The organism is Streptomyces deserti, from assembly GCF_054782695.1.
This window is the reverse complement of the sequence record NZ_BAAGRZ010000007.1, coordinates 150,914-167,473: the sequence shown is the minus strand read 5'-3', so window position 1 is coordinate 167,473 and position 16,560 is coordinate 150,914. Positions and strand designations below refer to the sequence as shown.

The window sequence follows — 16,560 nt, the reverse complement described above, 5'->3', positions numbered from 1 at the left end:
GAGCGCCCACGGACTGCTCCGCACGCGGCCCCGCCACAGCAGCGGGCCGTTGCGGCGATCCCAGTGGGGGGAGGACCGCGCCGGTGTCCTCGACGGGGACCGCCTTCTCGAAGCGTCGCACCTCGCTGAGGCCCTTGATCCCGGTGGGCTACGCCCTGTCCGACACCTCCGTCCCGCACCGCAGCCGCCGGTCGGGGCCGAGCACCCGGAGAGGCCCGGTGAGCCTCAGCCGTGCCGTGTGGCGTACGTCCGCGCTGGACGCCGCCAGCCGTAGTTCGAGGGCGCCCGGCTCAACCACCCTGCGGCCCGAACGGTCGGTGAAGGCCGAGAGATCGGTGTGGAAGCGGAACGTCACGCGCGCGGACTCGCCCGGCGCCAGCTCCACCCGCTGATAGCCGACCAGGCGGACGTCCGGGCGGGTCACCGACGCCACCGGGTCGTGCAGGTACAGCTGGACGACCTCCGCCCCCGGGCGGTCGCCGGTGTTGCGGACGGTGAGCGAGAGGTCGCAGCTGCCGTCCGTGCCGATGTCGGGGTCCGTGCCCGCGAAGTCGCCCCACGCGAACGTCGTGTACGAGCGGCCGTGGCCGAAGGCGTACAGCGGGGTCGGGTCCAGGTTGCTGACCTCGTCCGCCAGGCCCAGCGGCGGCTGGAGGTAGGTCCAGGGCTGGCCGCCGGGGACCTGCGGGACGCTGACCGGCAGCCTCCCCGACGGGTTCACGCGGCCTGACAGCACTCCCGCCACCGCCGGGCCGCCCTCCTCCCCCGGGAAGAAGGCCTGGACGACGGCGCCCAGGCGGCCGTGCCAGCGGCCGAGTGCGTAGGGGCGGCCGGTCAGCAGGACCAGGACGACCGGGACGCCGGTGGCGACCAGGGCGTCCAGCAACTCGCCCTGGACTCCGGGGAGTCGCAGGTCGGCGGCGTCGCAGCCCTCGCCCGAGGTGCCGCGGCCGAACAGGCCCGCCCGGTCGCCGAGGACCGCCACGCACACGTCCGCCTCGGCGGTGCGGGCCACCGCCTCCTCGAAGCCCGCGGTGTCCGGGCCGGAGGTGTCGCAGCCCTCCGCGAACGTCACCTTCGCGTCGGGGAGTTCGGTACGCAGCGCCTCCAGCAGCGTCGGGATCTCGATGCCCGTCGGCACGCCGGGGTGGTGGGTGAGGACGTGGGACGGGAAGGAGTAGCAGCCCAGCATGGCCAGGGCGTCGGCCGCCCTCGGTCCGACCACCGCGATCCTTGTGTCCGGGGCCAGGGGGAGGAGGCCGTCCGGGTTGTCCAGCAGCACCACCGACTCCTCGGCCAGGCGGCGGGCGAGGATGCGGTTGGCCGTGGAGTCCAGCTCGATGGCGGTGGCCGGCTCGGGGGTCCAGTCCTCGTCCAGCAGGCCCAGTTCGCACTTCTGGAGCAGGACGCGGCGGGCCGCGCGGTCCACCAGGTCCTTTGGGACCTCGCCGGCGCGGACCGCGTCCAGGAGGGGCTTTCCGTAGCACTTCACGGTCGGCAGTTCGACGTCGATGCCGGCGGCGAGCGCCGCGTGCGCCGCCTGGGCGGGGCTGCCCGCGACCCGGTGGAGGGTCTCCAGGAATCCGATGCCGAAGTAGTCGGCGACCACCGTGCCGGTGAACCCCCACTCCTCGCGCAGCAGCCGGGTCAGCAGCTCGGGGTCCGCCGAGGCCGGGACGCCGTCCGTCTCGGTGTAGGCGGCCATCACCGAGCGGGCCCCGCCCTCGCGCAGCGCCATCTCGAACGGCGGCAGCGTGATGTCGGCGAACTCCCGGATCCCGGCCCGTACGGGCGCGAGGTTGCGGGCACCGGCCGAGGAGGCGTACCCGGCGAAGTGCTTGAGCGTGGCGACGACCCCGGCCGACTCAAGGCCGCGTACGTACGCGGTGCCGATCGTGCCGACCAGGTACGGGTCCTCGCCGATCGTCTCCTCCACCCGGCCCCAGCGCGGGTCCCGTACGACGTCCAGGACCGGGGCGAGGCCCTGGTGGACGCCGACCGCGCGCAGGTCCCGGCCGATGCGGCGGGCCATCTCCTCGACCAGTTCGGGGTCGAAGCTCGCGCCCCAGGCCAGCGGGACGGGGTAGGCGGTGGCCTGCCAGGCGGTGAAGCCGGCCAGGCACTCCTCGTGGGCGATCGCCGGGATGCCGAAGCGGCCCGCCTCGCTGATGCGGCGCTGGGCGCGGGCGAGGGCCTGCGCGCCCAGCGCCGGGTCCACGGGGGCCGTGCCGAAGGAGCGGGTGAGCTGACCGAGGCCCAGGGTGATCAGCTGGTCCCAGTCGTAGTCGACGGTCATGTCGTGCTGGTGGGGGGCGACTCCGTCGCCGTCCGTGTCCGCGCCCACCCACACGCCGTACAGCTGGGCGGTCTTCTCCTCCAGGGTCATTCGGGAGAGCAGGTCGTCGACGCGGGCGGCGGCGGGCAGGGCGGGGTCACGCCAGGGCGCGGTGGTCATGAAGCTCCTGTCGGGTGGACGGACGGCCCTTTCGCGAACACTCTGTCGAATGTTTCGGTATCCATATCGAATGTTCCGGGAACCTATGGCGATGCGAAGACTTCGTCAAGAGGTCCCGCAGGGATACGATCGCCGCCATGACATCCCCGGAGCCCGCTGAAACCCGGACGCAAGGGCGGTCCACGCAGACCGCGACGCTTGCCGAGATCGCCCGTGAGGCCGGCGTGTCGGCGCCGACTGTTTCGAAGGTCCTCAACGGCCGCGCCGACGTCGCCCCGGCCACCCGGACCCGCGTCGAGGAGCTGCTGCGCGCCCACGGCTACCGGCGCCGCCGGGCCGAGGCGACCCGTTCCCCCCTGATCGACCTGGTCTTCCACGAACTGGAGAGCGCCTGGGCGATGGAGGTCATCCGGGGCGTGGAGAACGTGGCCCGGGATGCCGGGCTGAGCGTGGTGCTCTCCGAGAGCGCGGGGCGGCTGACGCCCGGGCGGACCTGGGCCGACCAGGTCGCGGCGCGCCGCCCGCACGGCGTGATCCTGGTGCTGTCCGGGCTCGACGAGTCCCAGCGCGCGCTGCTGACCAGCCGGTCCATCCCGTTCGTGGTGATGGACCCGGCCGGTGACCCGGGCGCCGACGTGCCGTCGATCGGCGCGACCAACTGGCAGGGCGGGCTGGCGGCCACCCGGCATCTGGTCGAGCTGGGGCACCGCAGGATCGGCGCGATCAGCGGGCCGTCGCGGATGATGTGCAGCCGCGCCCGTGTCGACGGCTACCGGGCCGCGCTGGAGACGGCCGGTCTTCCGGTGGAGCCCGGCCTGATCATGGCCGGCGACTTCCACCACGAGGCCGGCTACCGGCAGGGCCTCGCCCTGCTGCGCCGCCCGGACCGGCCCACCGCGGTCTTCGCCGGCAACGATCTCCAGGCGCTCGGCTTCTACGAGGCCGCGCGCGAGCTGGGGCTGCGCATCCCCGAGGACGTGAGCGTGGTCGGCTTCGACGATCTGCCGGTGGCCCGCTGGGTGGGGCCGCCGCTGACGACCGTACGGCAGCCGCTGACCGAGATGGCCGAGGCGGCGGCCAAGCTGGTCCTCGACCTCGGCCGGGAGGGGGACACCCCGGCGACCCGGGTGGAGCTGGCGACCAGCCTGGTGGTGCGCAGCAGCACGGGGGCGCCTCCGGCGGCCTAGCGCAGAGGCCTGTGGCTGTATTGACGGGTGTTCCGGTGCCGTCACGCTGATCCGAAGAAAGTCGGCCGTTGGATCGAAAGTTTCGGAGAATTCGCTGCCTGGTGGGCCAACGGTGCCGGTGGTGACGATGGGGTGCCGGTGGTGACGGTGGTGGGTCCCGGCCGAGAAGTCTGAAAATTGCCGAAGAATCGCTCTGGACCGGGAGATGCCGCGGGGCTCGTGGCGGCCGAGGAGGCCGCTGGTGGTGGAGGAGACGGACTTCTACGGCGGCCGGATCAACGGCCGGCGCACACGCTGGTCGGCGCTGCGGCCGGAGGAACGGCTGCGGCTGGTCGGACCGAGGGCGGCTCGCTGCTGCCGGCGCTGAGCTACGACGGGTGGCCCTTCGTGGACTGGGGGACGCTGTTCCGTCGCACGGCCCGCCGGATCCGCGAGCGCTTCGAGCCGCGGTCCCCCGAGGTCGCCCCGCATCGTCAGCCCGGCCGTGGTGACGCGCTGCGCCAAGCGTGCGAGCATCGTCCGCCGCTCGGTCACTCCCGCCGCCGGTTCCGCCCCGGCTGACCTCAGCCCACCGCCTTCTTGACGAGCGCGCTGATGCGCTGTTCGTCGGCTGCGGTCAGCTCCTTCAGGGCGTAGGCGGTCGGCCACATGGGGCCGTCGTCGAGCGCCGCCTGGTCGCTGAATCCGAGCGTGGCATACCTCGACTTGAACTTCTGCGCGCTCTGGAAGTGGCAGATGACCTTGCCGTCTCTGGCGTAGGCGGGCATCCCGTACCAGAGCTTGGGCGTGAGGTCCGGAGCGGCGGCCTTGACGATGGCGTGGATCCGCTCGGCGAGGACCCGGTCCGCCTCCGGCATCTCGGCGATCTTCGCCAGCACATCGCGCTCCGCTGCCGCCTCCTTCTCCGCCCGCGAACCGCGCCGCGCCGTAGCCTTCTTCTGCTCCTGCGCGTGCTCCTTCATCGCGGCCCGCTCCTCGGCGGTGAATCCGTTGTACTGCTCGGCGGCCGTGCCGGAGTTCTCGGCAGACGACTTCGTGTGCTGCATGGCAGATTTCCTCTCGTGCAGGGATGAGACAGGTCGGGGCGGGAGTTCAGGGCCGGGAGTCAGGACAGCGCAGACGCCGTGGACGGCGCGGGGGTGAGCGACGTGGCGGCCTCCCAGTGGAATCCGTCCGGGTCGGTGAAGGGGCCGGCGGTGCTGCCGAGGACGATGCGGTGCGAGCCGGTGCCGTCGGCGGGGACGCCGAGGTCCCTGGCCAGGCCGCGGCGCTTGTACAGCGCCAGCTTGACGGGGCTGGACTCGACGGAGGTGAACTCGGCGTACTTGCCGCCGAAGCTCCTGGCCACGGTCAGGCCCCGGCCGACGTAGAACTGCTTGCTGGCCTTCACGTCCTCGACGCCGAGCAGGAGGACGATCTCGTCGATCTCGCGGGTGGCCGGGCCGGTGTCCTTCTTCGCCGAGGTCGCGACCTTCCAGATCGTCCCGTCCGGCGCCTGGACGACGCCGCCGTAGCCCCACAGCGACTTCGCGGCGGGCTTCAGCACTGTGGCGCCGGCGTCCACGGCGGCGCCGAGGAAGCTGTCGACGGTGGCAGGCCGGGACACCGTGAGCGCCAGGGTGAAGCCGCGGAATCCGGTGGAGTGCGCCTCGGACGCCCGCAGGCGTATGTGCGTGTCCACTCCGAAGGCGGTGTAGAAGCGGCGGGCGGCCTCGGGGTCGGCCACCTCGAGGGTGACGGATGCGATGGACGTGGTGGATGCGGTGGTTGCCATGGCCATCACGCTATGGGCTGCTCGGCGGCCGGGGCTTCTCGATTCCTGACCGGTCTTGTCACCTGCTTCGCCACACACGCCGGCATCCCCTCCACCGTGACCGCAGGCCCCGCATCACCGGCCGTACTTGTGGCATCGGCATGGTCGGCCGCCGCATCCGCCGCGCGGCGCCGGAAGGCCCCGGGCGGCAGGCCGACCAACTCTGTGAAGCGGGTGGTGAACGTGCCCAGCGACGCGCAGCCGACCGCGAAGCAGACCTCGGTGACGCTGAGGTCGCCACGCCGCAGCAGCGCCGTGGCGCGCTCGATGCGACGCGTCATCAGGTACGCGTACGGCGACTCGCCGTAGGCGGCCCGGAACTGCCGGCTGAGGTGCCCGGCGGACATGTTCGCATCGCGGGCGAGCGCCTCCACGTTCAGCGGCTGCGCGTACTCCCTGTCGATCCGGTCGCGGACGCGGCGCAGCCGCGCGAGATCGGTCAGGCGCTGCGCCTCGACGCGTGCACGTCGCCATTCGGGCTGACACATGGGAGAACTCCCCTTTCTTTCCTCTTCCATCGACGCCTACGAGCGCCTGCAGCCTGGGGTGCCTGCCTCGGCAGGCACCCCAGGCGCTCGGTGATGAGGACCGGCCCACCGGAGCCGACCAGCCGGTCGAGCAACTGCCGGACAGCGGCGGGGACGGACTTCCGGTCCCTGTCCGGTTCAACGAGGATGCGGACGCGGCCCTGGTGGGCGGTCGGCGCAGCGGGCACCTCTGCAATGGTGCGCCGTGTTCTTTGCGGGTACGCCGTGCCGGCCGACACGGCCGCATCGATGCCCGTACGGCTCAGCGCAGCTCCTGGATGCGGACCAGGTTGCCCGCGGGGTCGCGGAACGCGCAGTCACGGATGCCGTACGGCTGCTCGGTCGGCTCCTGGACGACCTCGGTGTCACCGGCCTGCAGCTTCTCGAACGTGGCGTCGAGGTCCGGGGTGGCCAGCAGGATCCAGCCGTAAGTGCCCTTGGCCATCATCTCGGCGATGGTGCGGCGCTCGTCCTCGGTGATCCCGGGGTCGGCGGCCGGCGGTGCCAGGAGGAGGGACGTGTCTGGCTGACCGGCCGGGCCGACCGTGATCCAGCGCATCCTGCCCTGCCCGACGTCGCTGCGGACCTCGAAGCCCAGGACGTCGCGGTAGAAGGCGAGCGACGCGTCCGGGTCGTCGTGCGGCAGGGAGCTCGTGTGAATGGTGATGTCCATGACGAGCAGGTTAGGCCGCCTCCCTGACTCACGCTTCTCGATTCCTGATCATTCCGGCCACGCTCGGACGTTCACGTGTCCTGTCGCGGGAAACGTTCCGCGTGACACTCCAGGCCCGGCGCGGGCAAGGCCGTCTTCCGATTCATCGAGTTCGCCACGCCCGGTGCCTGAGGACGGGAGCCATGATTGGCCCCGACGTGAGAGGCGAACAGCACCGCGAACGCCGCGGCCGAGGTACCTCATCGCCCGCGGCGTCGCCGCCCCCGCCCGCGCCGAGGCAACGGCCGGCGCCCCGGACCCGTACGCCCTCCAGGCCCCCATCGCCGCATGCCACGCGCACGCGTACGCGTACGAGGAGACCGACTCGGCGCGGATCGCCCTCCTGTACGGCCTGCTCGCGGCCCGATTCCCCTCGCCGTCGTCGAGTTGGACCGCGCGGTGGCCGTCTCGATGGCCTCCTGACCGCAGCGGCCGCCTCCCCGCACAGGCCGCCTGGCTACACGGGCCGTCCGACGAGCATGGTCGGCGCCCCCGCGACCCGCGTCAGGAACACCGTGGCGGAGTGCGGCCCCTGCGGCTTGGGCAGCACCTTCCGGCGCAGTTCCTCCGGTTCGACCGCCGACCCCCGCTTCTTCACGACCAGCGTGCCGACCTCCCGCTCCCGCAACAGCGCCTTGAGTTTCTTGGCGTTGAAGGGGAGCTGGTCGGTGATCTCGTACGCGGTGGCGAACGGCGTAGGCCGGAGCTCGTCCGCGGTGACGTACGCGATGGTCGCGTCGAGCAGTCCGCCGTCGAGCCGCTGGGCGACCTCGGCGACCAGATGGGCGCGGATGACGGCGCCGTCGGGCTCGTACAGGTAGCGCCCGACGGGGCGTACCTCCGGGTCGGGCAGGCCCTGGGAGGGCAGGGTGTGCGGCCCGGGCAGCAAGGTGGCCCGCACCGCCCCCGGCTCGGTGCCGAACCACAGCACCGCCTCCTTCACGTCCCCGCCGTCGGAGATCCACTCGGCCTCGGCGTCGGAGGGGATCGCCTCGTGCGGAACGCCGGGCGCGATCTTCAGGGCGGCGACCCGGGGTGCCCTGCGCGCCGCCTCGATCGCCCACGACAGGGGCGGCGAGTACGCCTCGGGGTCGAAGACGCGGCCCCGCCCGCCCCGCCGGGCCGGGTCGACGAAGACGGCGTCGTGGCCGGCCGTGTCCACCTCCGTGACGTCGGCCTGGCGCACCTCGATCAGGTCGGCGAGCCCCAGCGCGTCGGTGTTCGCGCGGACCACCGCCGCCGTCAGCGGGTCCCGGTCCACCGCCAGCACCCGGATCCCGGCGCGCGCCAGCGCGATCGCGTCACCGCCGACCCCGCAGCACAGGTCGGCCACCGAGGTCACGCCCAGCTCCTGCATGCGCCGGGCGCGATACGTGGCGACGCTCGCCCGGGTCGACTGCTCGACCCCGTTCGGCGTGAAGAACATCCGCTCGGCGTCCTCGGCCCCGAACTTCGCCACCGCCCGCTGCCGCAGCCGCGCCTGGCCGAGCGCCGCCGACACCAGCTCGGCGGGGTGCTCGCGGCCCAGCCGGGTGGCGACGGCGAGCTCCCGCGCCGGGTCGGTACCGCGCACCTCGTCGAGGAGGGCACGGCCTTCGGGGGTGAGGAGGGGAGCGAGGTCGTTCACCGGAACATTCACCTGACCATTGTCGGCCGGAGGGAGGTGTGGGCCAGTCGGTGGATGGTCTGCCTCCGGCCGCGGTGTCGGGCCGGGTTCGGGGCGGCGCCCTGCGAGGATCCAGCTCCATGCGAGCAGTCGTACAAAATGATAGAAGTCGGGCATTCGGGGGTGCGCGGATCGGCCTCACCGTGCTCGCCCTCGCCGCCCTCGCCTCGGGCTGCGGGCAGGACGGCGGTTCCGGGACGCGGCCGGCCGCCGGGCAGCAGCCCCTCGACGCACCCCCGGCCCGCGCGCTCGACTCCTACGCCGGCAAGCTGCGCGCGGCCCACGCCGCCCGGGCCGCCGCCGCGCGGCGCTGGGGCCTGAAGAAGGTCCCGCTGACGGCCCCGCCGCCCCCGGTGAAGAAGCCGAGGATCACCACTCGCGAGGGCTTCGAGGTCGACGGCCACCGGGAGCTGGACCTTCCCCCGGTCTTCACCACCGTCCCCACCAAGGACAAGGTCGTCTTCCTCACCATCGACGACGGCGCCGAGAAGGACCCGGCGTTCCTGCGCATGATGAGCGAGCTGCGCGTCCCGTACACCGCCTTCCTCAGCGGCTACCTGATCAAGGAGGACTACGGCTACTTCAAGAAGATGCAGGCCAGGGGAGCGGTTCTGAACAACCACACCCTCCACCACCCCTACCTGCCCGCACTGTCGTACGCCCGCCAGAAACGCGAGATCTGCGGCATGCAGGACGTGATCGAGGAGCGCTACGGCAAGCGCCCCGTCCTGTTCCGCCCGCCCTTCGGCAACTACAACGGGGCCACCCTGCGCGCGGCCAAGGCCTGCGGGATCAAGTACGTGCCCCTGTGGAACGAGGAGGTCTTCGTCGACCGCTGGGAGTACCGCGAGTGGCACCGCGAGCTGCGCCCCGGCGACATCGTCCTCAGCCACTTCCGGGGCCCGGACCACTGGGAGGGCTCGATGCGCGACATGGTCCGCCTCTTCCTGAACAAGGTCACGGCCGAGGGATACGCGGTGGGGCGTTTGGAGGACTACCTGTGAGGCCACGCGGCTGGGCGGTCGGGGTCCTGGCCCTCGCCGCCCTGCTCGGCGGCTGCGCCGAGCCGCCGCGGTCGGACGCCCGGGCCCGGGCGGAGGCGCACCAGCAGGCACGCGCCGGACTCCCACCGGTCTCCGGGCTCCCACCCGCCTCCGGACTCCCACCGGTCGTGGACCACATCCCCACCCGCGACCGGGTCGTCTTCCTGACGTACGACGACGACGCCGAGCGGGAACCGAGCTTCGCCGACCTGATCCGTGAACGGCGCCTCCCGGTCAGCCTCTTCCTCACGGACCGCGTCGTCGGACCGGCGTACGGCCACCTCGCGCGACTGCGGGCGGTCGGCGCGAGCATCCAGAACCACACCCTCGACCACCCCGCCCTGCGCGGGCTGCCCTATGCCGGCCAGCGCGCCGAGATCTGTGGCCAGCAGGACAAACTCCACGCCCGTTTCGGTGTCCGCCCCCACCTCTTCCGCCCGCCCCACGGCACGTACGACACGACCACCCTCCGCGCCGCCGCCGACTGCGGCATCACGGCGCTCGTGCTGTGGCGGGCGGCCGTGCGGGGCGACGGCGGGCTGACGTACACCCGTGGCGAGCACCGCCTGCGCCCCGGCGACATCGTGGCCGTCGACCCGGACGCCGGCACGACGGGCCTGCCCGTGGTGGAACGGACCCGGCTGCTGCTGCGGGAGATCGAGGGGCGGGGGCTGAGGGTGGGGCGGTTGGAGGACTACCTCTGACGGCGGCGCCGGTCGGCGGTGGTCGGCCCGTCCGGCGCTCGAGGACGAGGCCGTTGAAGCCGAAGCGGGGGTTTGGGGGAGGCAGCCCCAGAGGCCTCCACACCAACGCCGAGTGCCTGGGAAGACGGACATCCGCCGAAGCCCCCGGCCGACGCGCCGCCGGCAATTGGCACTCCGCTTGACCGAGTGCTAACCGCGGTCATAGTCTCGGCTCTGGCACTCCCCCTAGGAGAGTGCCAACAACGCGACGGGCAGGTCCGGCACCCGCGACGACGGATCGACCTGGTCGCCACCTCAGACAGTTAACCCCGTGAGATCTCCGAAGGGGGAGGTCGGATCGTGACGACCGCCAGCTCCAAGGTTGCCATCAAGCCGCTCGAGGACCGCATCGTGGTCCAGCCGCTGGACGCCGAGCAGACCACGGCCTCTGGCCTGGTCATTCCGGACACCGCCAAGGAGAAGCCCCAGGAGGGCGTCGTCCTGGCCGTGGGCCCGGGCCGCTTCGAGAACGGCGAGCGCCTCCCGCTCGACGTGAAGACCGGCGACATCGTGCTGTACAGCAAGTACGGCGGCACCGAGGTGAAGTACAACGGCGAGGAGTACCTCGTCCTCTCGGCTCGCGACGTGCTCGCGATCATCGAGAAGTAATTCACCCGCTTCACCTCGAAGCACCTGCTTTGCACTGCGCCCCTGGCCCCCGCGACCATTAATCAGCCGGGCGCCCGGGGCGCAGTTTCTTTCACCTAGATTTCCGAGAGGGCTCCCGCTGCCATGGCGAAGATCCTGAAGTTCGACGAGGACGCCCGTCGCGCCCTCGAGCGCGGCGTCAACAAGCTTGCCGACACGGTCAAGGTGACGATCGGCCCCAAGGGCCGCAACGTCGTCATCGACAAGAAGTTCGGCGCCCCCACCATCACCAACGACGGTGTCACGATCGCCCGTGAGGTCGAGATCGAGGACCCGTACGAGAACCTCGGCGCCCAGCTGGTCAAGGAGGTGGCGACCAAGACCAACGACATCGCGGGTGACGGTACGACCACCGCGACCGTGCTGGCCCAGGCGCTGGTCCGCGAGGGCCTGAAGAACGTCGCCGCCGGTGCCTCCCCGGCCGCCCTGAAGAAGGGCATCGACGCCGCCGTCGCCGCGGTCTCCGAGGACCTGCTCGCCTCGGCCCGCCCGATCGACGAGAAGTCCGACATCGCCGCCGTCGCCGCGCTGTCCGCCCAGGACCAGCAGGTCGGTGAGCTCATCGCCGAGGCGATGGACAAGGTCGGCAAGGACGGTGTCATCACCGTCGAGGAGTCCAACACCTTCGGCCTGGAGCTGGACTTCACCGAGGGCATGGCCTTCGACAAGGGCTACCTGTCGCCGTACTTCGTGACGGACCAGGAGCGCATGGAGGCCGTCCTGGAGGACCCGTACATCCTCATCCACCAGGGCAAGATCTCCGCCATCGCGGACATGCTGCCGCTGCTGGAGAAGATCATCCAGGCGAACTCCTCCAAGCCGCTGCTGATCATCGCCGAGGACGTCGAGGGCGAGGCCCTGTCCACCCTCGTCGTCAACAAGATCCGCGGCACCTTCAACGCCGTCGCCGTCAAGGCCCCCGGCTTCGGTGACCGCCGCAAGGCGATGCTGCAGGACATGGCGGTCCTCACCGGCGCCACGGTCATCTCCGAGGAAGTCGGCCTCAAGCTCGACCAGGTCGGCCTGGACGTGCTCGGCACCGCCCGCCGCGTCACCGTCACCAAGGACGACACCACGATCGTCGACGGTGCCGGCAAGTCCGAGGACGTGCAGGGCCGCGTCGCCCAGATCAAGGCCGAGATCGAGGCCACCGACTCCGACTGGGACCGCGAGAAGCTCCAGGAGCGCCTCGCGAAGCTGGCCGGCGGCGTGTGCGTGATCCGCGTGGGTGCCGCCACCGAGGTCGAGCTGAAGGAGCGCAAGCACCGTCTGGAGGACGCCATCTCCGCGACCCGCGCCGCGGTCGAGGAGGGCATCGTCTCCGGTGGTGGCTCCGCGCTCGTCCACGCCGCCAAGGTCCTGGAGGGCAACCTCGGCAAGACCGGCGACGAGGCCACCGGTGTCGCGGTCGTCCGCCGCGCGGTCGTCGAGCCGCTGCGCTGGATCGCCGAGAACGCCGGCCTCGAGGGTTACGTCATCACCTCCAAGGTCGCCGAGCTCGACAAGGGCCAGGGCTTCAACGCCGCCACCGGCGAGTACGGCGACCTGATCAAGGCCGGCGTCATCGACCCGGTCAAGGTCACCCGCTCCGCCCTGGAGAACGCCGCCTCCATCGCCTCCCTCCTCCTGACGACCGAGACCCTGGTCGTCGAGAAGAAGGAAGAAGAGGAGCCGGCCGCCGCGGGCCACGGCCACGGCCACGCCCACTGAGGCACGCACCTACAAGGAAGCCCCCGCCCCCCGCCAGGGACGGGGGCTTTCCCCTGCCAGGCACTAGGACAGCCAGGCACTGGACAGGGCCTAGCGCTCCAGCTCGTCGAGCGCTCCCAGCTGCTGCATGAGCCCCAGCCGGTCGTACTGCCACCACCCCTCGGCGATCTTCCCGTCGGTCCCGAACCGGAAGATGGTCATCCCGGTCCCGGTGACCTTCCGCCCGGTCGGTGCGATCCCCAGGAACTCGCCCTTGTGGGTGGCGTCCCAGCTCCACCGGGTGCACACCCGGTCGCCCTGGGCGATCTGGTCCTCGACACGGAAGGAGAGATCGAAGCCCCTCCGCCACATCTCCATCTCGTCCCGGAGGCCGTTCCGCCCGCGGGTGTCCTGCTCGTTGGCGGGATCGTGGTCGTGGTAGTCCTCCGCGATCAGATCGTCGAGCGGCGGAAGCTCCTCCTTGCCCCCCAGCACCTCGAAGAACCGCCGCGCGCCGGCCGCGTTCAGCTGCTCGTCCCGCACCACGTCCAGGTTGGTGAACGTGGGCTCGTCCTCACAGAGCGCGACCATCTCCTGGAAGATCCGGTTGGTCTCCGGCAAGTTGGAGTTCCGCATCGCCTCCTCGTAGGACGGAAACTCCACGATCTCGACGATGTGCGACGCATCGTCCCGGTCCTTGCCGACTACATCGTGCGTCGCCGTCCGCTTTCCCTTGGTCTGTGCGACCCACTCGTCCATCAGCCGGTTCATCTCGTCGAGCCGGTTCGTCTTGCAGTCGATGAGTTGTACGAAGGTCATGACACCGCCTCCGGCCCCCCTGGATCCGGTCGGAACAGCACCATTCTCCCAAGCGGAACGCCCCGACGCCTGTCGTCTCCCAGCGGCCCAAAGCCCTGCGCCGACAGGTGAGGGCCCGGGAGCAGGACCCGCGGCATTCCCACACCTGCGCGGTGCCCGTCCGGCCCGCCCCGATCGCGGCCCGTGACGAGGAGCCCCGCCCCGACGACAGCGCTACTGCGGCCCGTACTTACGCCCGGTCTTCGACGTGATTCCCCCCAGCATCCCCCTCGGCACCAACTTCACCGCCCCCATCAGCGCCTTGTAGCGCGGATCCGGGATGGACACCGTCTTGCCCCGCGCCAGATCGTTGAGGGCCGCCGCGACCAGCTTGTCCGCGTCGAGCCACAACCAGCTCGGGATGTTGTCCGTGCCCATGCCGGCCCGCTCGTGGAACTCCGTGCGCACGAAACCGGGGCACAGCGCCATCAGGCGTACTCCGCTGCCGGCCAGGTCCCGCGCGGCGCCCTGCGTGAACTGCACGACCCACGCCTTGGACGCCCCGTACGTCCCGCGCGGCACGAAGGCCGCGACCGAGGCGACGTTGACGACCCCGCCGCGCCCGCGCTTCCGCATCGCCTCCGCCGCCGCGGACGTCAGCCGCAGCACCGCCTCGCAGTGCACCTTGAGCATCTTCAGCTCGTCGGCCATCGGTACGTCGAGAAAGCGGCCCTTGTTGCCGAAGCCGGCGTTGTTGATCAGCAGGTCGACGGGGTTCTTGCGGTCGCCCAGCCGGGCGGCCACCGTCTCGATGCCCTTGTCCTGCGCGAGGTCGGCCGTCAGCACCTCCGCCTCGATGCCGTGCCGGTCGTGCAGCTCGGTCGCCTGCTCCCGAAGCCGCTGGGTGTCGCGGGCCACCAGCACCAGGTTGTGCCCGTCAGCCGCCAGTCGCCGCGCGAACGCGGCCCCGATGCCTGCCGTCGATCCCGTAATCAGAGCCGTTGTCATGGCCCAAGGGTAGTTACCCGGACTGTGCGCGTCCGCTCAGTGCGACGGCCCTCGCGCGACGTGCCCGCCGCCGGCCGGTTCAGTGCTGCCCGTGCCCGTCAACACCGCCCGCGTGTGCCGACGGCGTACCCGCCCGCCGGCCCTTCTCCACCACCACGAACTGGCCCATCATCCCCTCGTCTTCGTGATACAGCAGATGACAGTGGTACATGTACGGGGTGTCCGGGTCCGCCGGGCCGGTGAAGCGCAGGGCCAGCCTCATCGTCGTACCGTTCGGCACGAACACCGTGTCCTTCGGGCCGCGCAGGGCGGGCGGCGGAGCCGACCCGTTCACCTCCAGCACCCTGAACTGCACGTCGTGCACATGGAAGTTGTGCGGCATGCCGTTGCGGTTGCGGACCGTCCACATCTCCGTCGTACCGCTCGTGACCGTCTCGTCGACCCGCCCCATGTCCATCTTCCGTCCGTTGATCCCGGACCTCTTCAGGTCGAAGAACCGCCCGCGCACCGCGTCCGCCTCGACAGGCAGCTCCGACCGGGCCAGGGCCGCGGGAAGTGCGGGAGAGGGACGGAGCCGGCCGGCTGCCCGCAGCTCCAGTACGTCGAAGGAGTCGTCGCCCCCGCCGAACCGCCGCTGCCAGGTGTCCCCGTAGTTGCGCTGCGGGAAGCTGCGCAGCATCACCCGCTCACCCGCCCGCATCCGCACGACGATCTCCGCCCGCTCGCCCGGCGACAGCTGCACTCGCCGCATCGGCGCGGGCCGCTCCAGCAGGCCCCCGTCCGTCGCTATCAGCGAGACGGCGCGCCCGTCCGGGAAACCGAAGGCGTACGTGCGTGCCGTGGAGGCGTTGAGCAGCCGCAGGCGTATCAGCTCGTCGTGCACCGTGCGGTAGGGGCGCAGGGTGCCGTTGACCATGGTCCGGTCGCCGAGGAAGCCCACGGTCTGCAGCATTCCGCGGCCGTCGTCGAGCCGGGCACCGTCGAAGCGGACGTCCTGGACGACGAGGGGCAGGTCGTCGACGCCGTACCTGTCGGGCAGCGGGAGCCGGGCGGAGCGCTCGTCGTCGACGAGGAACAGGCCCGCCAGTCCACGCCGGACGTGCTGGTCGGTCCGGCCATGCGGGTGCGGGTGGTACCAGAGCGTCGCGGCCGGCTGGTCCACCGTCCAGTGCGGGGTCCAGGTGGCGCCCGGGGCGATCGGCTGGTGCGGGCCGCCGTCCATCCGCGCCGGCAGGTGCATGCCGTGCCAGTGCACGGAGGATGCCTCGTCCAGGCCGTTCCTGATCCGCACGCGGACCTGCTCGCCGCGTTTGGCGCGCAGTGTCGGACCGAGGTAGGAGCCGTTGAAACCCCACGTCGGAGTCTTCACCCCGTCGCGGAACTCCGTCTCGCCCGCCTGCATGCGCAGGTCGAAGACGCGTGTGCCGTCCTTGTCCACGGACGACTCGGCCAGGGGCGGTATCGCAAGCGCGTTGTCGAACCGCTCCCGGCCGACCGTGCTGACCTTCGCATCGGTCCACAGCCAGGTGAAGAGGGCGCCCACGGCCACGGCGACGGCGGTGACCGCCGACCCGAGCACGATGAGCAGACGCTTCCAGCGGAACGCGCGGCGCCGCCCGGCGCGTCGGCCGCCCCCGGAGGAGTCGGCGGACGCGTCCTGCGGACCGCTGCGAGACGTGTGGCGAGACATGCTTCGAGCGTCGTCGATCACGGCCCCCCGGACATCGGGGACGACCCCGGACCCGCCCCCGAGCCAACCCCCGCCTGCCGCCCGGGGTTTCCCCCTAGGAGCCGCCTGGCGTCCGCCCGGCGTCCGGGCGGAACCGCTGCCTTCGGTGTCCGGGGCTGGCCGCGTGAGAGCGGCTGCATGACGTGGCATCGGCCTGGTGCGGCGTCGGGCCTGGTGTGGCGTCAGGTCTGGTGCGGCGAGGTCTGGTGTGGCGTCGGGCCTGGTGCGGCGTCAGGTCTGGTGCGGCGAGGTCTGGTGCGGCGTCAGTTCGGATACGACCCCAGGTCCGGTAGAGGGCCAGGTCGGTACGGCGTCAGGCGGGGCAGTCAGGCGGGGGCCGTCGGGTGGGCCGGGCGGTCCGGGGCGGCGGCCCCGGCGGTCCCAGGGTGCTTGGCGGTCCGGGCGGCGGCCCCGGCGGTCCGAGGTGGCCTGGCGCTCTTGGGCGGCGGTACGAGGCGGAGGGGCAGCCCCCGGCGGGCGCAGGCACGGGGGCTGTCCGTCCCGTGCCTGCCAGACACCTGCCCGGCACCTGCCCCGCCCCG

General features: G+C 71.8%; 15 protein-coding genes and 1 pseudogene. 7 read left to right on the top strand and 9 right to left on the bottom strand.

Annotation, left to right across the window (positions count from 1 at the left end):
* Positions 1–148: 148 nt before the first annotated feature.
* Positions 149–2,455, bottom strand: a complete 2,307-nt coding sequence (locus tag ACYVMZ_RS15555) for a beta-xylosidase/alpha-l-arabinosidase (RefSeq protein WP_461079842.1) — start codon at positions 2,453–2,455, stop codon at positions 149–151.
* Between the two features lie 137 nt (positions 2,456–2,592).
* On the opposite strand from ACYVMZ_RS15555, the gene ACYVMZ_RS15550 reads away from it, so the two are divergent.
* Both ACYVMZ_RS15550 and ACYVMZ_RS15545 read left to right on the top strand, forming a co-directional pair.
* Positions 2,593–3,642 (top strand): LacI family DNA-binding transcriptional regulator, encoded by a 1,050-nt coding sequence (locus ACYVMZ_RS15550; RefSeq protein WP_461079840.1) that lies wholly within the window; start codon positions 2,593–2,595, stop codon positions 3,640–3,642.
* A gap of 241 nt (positions 3,643–3,883) precedes the next feature.
* Positions 3,884–4,009, top strand: coding sequence for a hypothetical protein (locus ACYVMZ_RS15545; protein WP_461079838.1), 126 nt, complete (start codon positions 3,884–3,886; stop codon positions 4,007–4,009).
* Positions 4,010–4,205: 196 nt separating this feature from the next.
* Here the strand turns inward: ACYVMZ_RS15545 and ACYVMZ_RS15540 are convergent, their stop codons facing one another.
* The 4 genes from ACYVMZ_RS15540 to ACYVMZ_RS15525 form a co-directional block, all read right to left on the bottom strand.
* Positions 4,206–4,688 (bottom strand): iron chaperone, encoded by a 483-nt coding sequence (locus ACYVMZ_RS15540; RefSeq protein ID WP_461079836.1) that lies wholly within the window; start codon positions 4,686–4,688, stop codon positions 4,206–4,208.
* Between the two features lie 59 nt (positions 4,689–4,747).
* Positions 4,748–5,416, bottom strand: coding sequence for a glyoxalase (locus tag ACYVMZ_RS15535; RefSeq protein ID WP_461079834.1), 669 nt, complete (start codon positions 5,414–5,416; stop codon positions 4,748–4,750).
* A 5-nt stretch (positions 5,417–5,421) separates the two neighbouring features.
* Positions 5,422–5,943, bottom strand: coding sequence for a helix-turn-helix transcriptional regulator (locus ACYVMZ_RS15530; RefSeq protein WP_461079832.1), 522 nt, complete (start codon positions 5,941–5,943; stop codon positions 5,422–5,424).
* A gap of 301 nt (positions 5,944–6,244) precedes the next feature.
* On the bottom strand, positions 6,245–6,655 hold the full coding sequence (locus ACYVMZ_RS15525; RefSeq protein ID WP_461079830.1) for a VOC family protein: 411 nt from the start codon (positions 6,653–6,655) through the stop codon (positions 6,245–6,247).
* Positions 6,656–6,887: 232 nt separating this feature from the next.
* Between ACYVMZ_RS15525 and ACYVMZ_RS15520 the strand changes: the two are divergent.
* Positions 6,888–7,111, top strand: a pseudogene (locus ACYVMZ_RS15520) (RNA polymerase subunit sigma-24); the annotation flags it as partial.
* Positions 7,112–7,151: 40 nt separating this feature from the next.
* On the opposite strand, the gene ACYVMZ_RS15515 reads toward ACYVMZ_RS15520, so the two are convergent.
* Complete coding sequence (locus tag ACYVMZ_RS15515; protein ID WP_461080054.1) at positions 7,152–8,321, bottom strand: THUMP-like domain-containing protein; 1,170 nt, start codon at positions 8,319–8,321, stop codon at positions 7,152–7,154.
* 119 nt (positions 8,322–8,440) lie between these two features.
* Between ACYVMZ_RS15515 and ACYVMZ_RS15510 the strand changes: the two genes are divergently transcribed.
* From ACYVMZ_RS15510 to groL, 4 genes are all read left to right on the top strand, one after another.
* Complete coding sequence (locus ACYVMZ_RS15510) at positions 8,441–9,364, top strand: polysaccharide deacetylase family protein (protein ID WP_461079828.1); 924 nt, start codon at positions 8,441–8,443, stop codon at positions 9,362–9,364.
* A complete protein-coding gene (locus ACYVMZ_RS15505; RefSeq protein WP_461079826.1) occupies positions 9,361–10,107 on the top strand; it encodes a polysaccharide deacetylase family protein in 747 nt (248 codons plus the stop codon). The genes ACYVMZ_RS15510 and ACYVMZ_RS15505 overlap by 4 nt, the downstream gene beginning before the upstream one ends.
* Before the next feature lie 339 nt (positions 10,108–10,446).
* A complete protein-coding gene (gene groES / locus ACYVMZ_RS15500; RefSeq protein ID WP_055493212.1) occupies positions 10,447–10,755 on the top strand; it encodes a co-chaperone GroES in 309 nt (102 codons plus the stop codon).
* A gap of 123 nt (positions 10,756–10,878) precedes the next feature.
* Positions 10,879–12,504 (top strand): chaperonin GroEL, encoded by a 1,626-nt coding sequence (gene groL, locus ACYVMZ_RS15495; protein WP_461079823.1) that lies wholly within the window; start codon positions 10,879–10,881, stop codon positions 12,502–12,504.
* A gap of 90 nt (positions 12,505–12,594) precedes the next feature.
* On the opposite strand, the gene ACYVMZ_RS15490 is transcribed toward groL, so the two are convergent.
* From ACYVMZ_RS15490 to ACYVMZ_RS15480, 3 genes are all read right to left on the bottom strand, one after another.
* Positions 12,595–13,302, bottom strand: coding sequence for an ester cyclase (locus ACYVMZ_RS15490; RefSeq protein ID WP_461079821.1), 708 nt, complete (start codon positions 13,300–13,302; stop codon positions 12,595–12,597).
* A 213-nt stretch (positions 13,303–13,515) separates the two neighbouring features.
* Complete coding sequence (locus ACYVMZ_RS15485; protein ID WP_461079819.1) at positions 13,516–14,289, bottom strand: SDR family NAD(P)-dependent oxidoreductase; 774 nt, start codon at positions 14,287–14,289, stop codon at positions 13,516–13,518.
* Between the two features lie 79 nt (positions 14,290–14,368).
* Positions 14,369–15,979, bottom strand: coding sequence for a multicopper oxidase family protein (locus ACYVMZ_RS15480; RefSeq protein ID WP_461079817.1), 1,611 nt, complete (start codon positions 15,977–15,979; stop codon positions 14,369–14,371).
* Positions 15,980–16,560 lie beyond the last annotated feature (581 nt).

Excerpts from the sequence above, each read along its gene's own strand:
- groL (WP_461079823.1), top strand. The coding sequence starts at position 10,879 with ATGGCGAAGATCCTGAAGTTCGACGAGGACGCCCGTCGCGCCCTCGAG.
- ACYVMZ_RS15540 (WP_461079836.1), bottom strand. The coding sequence starts at position 4,688 with ATGCAGCACACGAAGTCGTCTGCCGAGAACTCCGGCACGGCCGCCGAG.
- ACYVMZ_RS15490 (WP_461079821.1), bottom strand. The coding sequence starts at position 13,302 with ATGACCTTCGTACAACTCATCGACTGCAAGACGAACCGGCTCGACGAG.
- ACYVMZ_RS15535 (WP_461079834.1), bottom strand. The coding sequence starts at position 5,416 with ATGGCAACCACCGCATCCACCACGTCCATCGCATCCGTCACCCTCGAG.
- ACYVMZ_RS15555 (WP_461079842.1), bottom strand. The coding sequence starts at position 2,455 with ATGACCACCGCGCCCTGGCGTGACCCCGCCCTGCCCGCCGCCGCCCGC.
- ACYVMZ_RS15480 (WP_461079817.1), bottom strand. The coding sequence starts at position 15,979 with ATGTCTCGCCACACGTCTCGCAGCGGTCCGCAGGACGCGTCCGCCGAC.
- ACYVMZ_RS15485 (WP_461079819.1), bottom strand. The coding sequence starts at position 14,289 with ATGACAACGGCTCTGATTACGGGATCGACGGCAGGCATCGGGGCCGCG.
- ACYVMZ_RS15550 (WP_461079840.1), top strand. The coding sequence starts at position 2,593 with ATGACATCCCCGGAGCCCGCTGAAACCCGGACGCAAGGGCGGTCCACG.
- ACYVMZ_RS15525 (WP_461079830.1), bottom strand. The coding sequence starts at position 6,655 with ATGGACATCACCATTCACACGAGCTCCCTGCCGCACGACGACCCGGAC.
- ACYVMZ_RS15510 (WP_461079828.1), top strand. The coding sequence starts at position 8,441 with ATGCGAGCAGTCGTACAAAATGATAGAAGTCGGGCATTCGGGGGTGCG.
- ACYVMZ_RS15530 (WP_461079832.1), bottom strand. The coding sequence starts at position 5,943 with ATGTGTCAGCCCGAATGGCGACGTGCACGCGTCGAGGCGCAGCGCCTG.